Source organism: Citrobacter sp. TBCS-14, assembly GCF_005280805.1.
Lineage (GTDB): Bacteria > Pseudomonadota > Gammaproteobacteria > Enterobacterales > Enterobacteriaceae > Citrobacter > Citrobacter gillenii.
In genome coordinates this window covers 1-2,725 of the sequence record NZ_SZWM01001100.1, presented here as the reverse complement: position 1 = coordinate 2,725, position 2,725 = coordinate 1, and the positions used below count along the sequence as shown (strand labels likewise).

The window sequence follows — 2,725 nt, the reverse complement described above, 5'->3', positions numbered from 1 at the left end:
GATGACTGGCCGGACGAACTCTATCCGCTGCGTAAAGACAGCATGGATTACCGTCAGCGCCCGGCGCCGACTACCGATGCCGAAACCTACGAGTTCATCAACGAACTAGGTGACAAGAAAAATAACGTGGTGCCGATTGGCCCACTGCACGTCACCTCCGATGAACCGGGTCACTTCCGCCTGTTTGTTGATGGCGAAAACATCATCGACGCCGACTACCGTCTGTTCTATGTCCACCGCGGCATGGAGAAACTGGCGGAAACCCGTATGGGTTATAACGAAGTGACGTTCCTGTCGGATCGCGTATGCGGTATTTGCGGTTTTGCCCACAGCACCGCGTACACCACCTCCGTGGAAAATGCGATGGGGATTGTGGTGCCGGAACGCGCGCAGATGATCCGCGCCATTCTGCTGGAAGTGGAACGTCTGCACTCGCACCTGCTGAACCTTGGCCTGGCGTGCCACTTCACCGGCTTTGACTCCGGCTTTATGCAGTTCTTCCGTGTGCGTGAAACGTCGATGAAAATGGCGGAGATCCTCACCGGGGCGCGTAAAACCTACGGCATGAACCTGATCGGCGGCATCCGTCGTGACCTGCTGAAAGAGGACATGATCCAGACCCGTCAGCTGGCGCAGCAGATGCGTCGTGATGTACAGGATCTGGTCGACATGCTGCTCAGTACGCCGAACATGGAACAGCGCACCGTCGGCATTGGCCGTCTGGACCCGGAAATTGCTCGTGACTTCAGTAACGTCGGCCCAATGGTGCGTGCCAGCGGCCACGCGCGTGATACCCGCGCGGACCACCCGTTCGTCGGTTACGGTTTACTGCCGATGGAAGTGCACAGCGAGCAGGGCTGCGACGTTATTTCCCGTCTGAAAGTGCGTATCAACGAAGTCTATACCGCGCTGAACATGATCGACTTTGGCCTCGATAACCTGCCGGGCGGCCCGCTGGCGGTGGAAGGCTTTACCTATATTCCGCACCGCTTCGCGCTGGGCTTTGCCGAAGCACCGCGTGGCGATGACATCCACTGGAGCATGACCGGCGATAACCAGAAGCTGTATCGCTGGCGCTGCCGTGCGGCCACCTACGCCAACTGGCCGACGCTGCGTTACATGCTGCGCGGTAACACCGTCTCCGATGCCCCGCTGATTATCGGTAGCCTCGATCCTTGCTACTCCTGTACTGACCGTATGACTGTGGTCGATGTACGTAAGAAGAAAAGCAAAGTCGTGCCGTACAAAGAACTTGAGCGCTACAGCATCGAGCGTAAAAACTCGCCGCTGAAATAAGGAATCGCCATGTTTACTTTTATCAAAAAAGTCATCAAAACCGGGGCACCAACGTCGTCTTACCCGCTGGAGCCGATTGCGGTTGATAAAAACTTCCGCGGTAAGCCGGAACATAATCCGCAGCAGTGTATTGGCTGTGCGGCCTGTATCAATGCGTGCCCATCTAACGCGCTGACAGTAGAAACAGATCTGGTCACCAATGAGCTGGCGTGGCAGTTCAACCTCGGTCGCTGTATTTTCTGTGGCCGCTGTGAAGAAGTCTGCCCGACGGCGGCGATCAAGCTGTCGCAGGAGTATGAGCTGGCGGTATGGAAGAAAGAAGATTTCCTGCAGCAGTCTCGTTTTGCTCTGTGTAATTGCCGCGTCTGTAACCGTCCTTTTGCGGTGCAAAAAGAGATTGATTACGCCATTGCGTTACTGAAGCACAACGGTGATTCCCGTGCGGAAAATCACCGTGAAGGCTTTGAGACCTGCCCGGATTGTAAGCGCCAGAAATGCCTGGTGCCGTCTGACCGTATTGAACTGACTCGCCATATGAAAGAGGCCAGCTGATGAGCAATTTATTAGGCCCACGTGATGCCAACGGAATTCCGGTCCCGATGACCGTGGATGAATCCATTGCCAGCATGAAAGCGTCATTGCTGAAAAGCATCAAGCGTTCAGCGTACGTTTACCGCGTCGACTGCGGTGGCTGCAACGGTTGCGAAATCGAAATCTTCGCCACCTTGTCCCCGCTGTTTGACGCCGAACGTTTTGGCATCAAAGTGGTTCCGTCGCCGCGCCATGCGGATATTCTGCTGTTCACCGGTGCGGTAACCCGCGCGATGCGTTCTCCGGCACTGCGTGCCTGGCAGTCTGCCCCGGACCCGAAAATTTGTATCTCCTATGGGGCCTGCGGCAACAGCGGCGGTATCTTCCACGACTTATACTGCGTATGGGGCGGCACCGACAAAATTGTTCCCGTGGATGTTTATATTCCTGGTTGCCCACCGACGCCTGCCGCCACGCTGTACGGCTTCGCGATGGCGCTTGGCCTGCTGGAGCAGAAAATTCACGCACGTGCACCAGGCGAACTGGACGCACAGCCTGCGGAAATTTTGCACCCGGATATGGTTCAACCGCTGCGTGTGAAGGTCGATCGCGAAGCACGTCGTCTGGCGGGTTATCGCTATGGTCGTCAGATTGCCGATGACTATATGAATCAGTTGGGGCAGGGTGAGCAACAGGTGGCGCGCTGGCTGGAAGCGGAAAACGATCCGCGTCTGACCGAGATCGTCACGCATCTTAATCATGTTGTAGAAGAGGCGCGTATCCGATGAGTGAAACGGTGGTGTTCAGTCAACTGAGCCGTAAGTTTATTGATGAGAACGATGCAACGCCCGCCGAGGCGCAGCAGGTTGTCTATTACAGCCTGGCGATTGGTCACCAC

General features: G+C 56.1%; 3 protein-coding genes and 1 pseudogene. All 4 read left to right on the top strand.

Translation table 11 applies throughout. The features are described from left to right. Positions 1 to 1,296, top strand: a 1,296-nt coding sequence (gene hycE, locus FDX22_RS24195; RefSeq protein ID WP_146717902.1) for a formate hydrogenlyase subunit HycE, incomplete at its 5' end; no start/stop codon positions are given. Positions 1,297 to 1,305: 9 nt separating this feature from the next. Beyond that, positions 1,306 to 1,848, top strand: coding sequence for a formate hydrogenlyase subunit HycF (gene hycF / locus FDX22_RS24190; RefSeq protein WP_115257624.1), 543 nt, complete (start codon positions 1,306 to 1,308; stop codon positions 1,846 to 1,848). After that, positions 1,848 to 2,615 (top strand): formate hydrogenlyase subunit HycG, encoded by a 768-nt coding sequence (hycG, locus tag FDX22_RS24185; RefSeq protein ID WP_115257625.1) that lies wholly within the window; start codon positions 1,848 to 1,850, stop codon positions 2,613 to 2,615. The genes hycF and hycG overlap by 1 nt, the downstream gene beginning before the upstream one ends. Next, positions 2,612 to 2,725, top strand: a pseudogene (hycH, locus tag FDX22_RS24180) (formate hydrogenlyase assembly protein HycH); the annotation flags it as partial. The gene hycG and the pseudogene hycH, both read left to right, overlap by 4 nt.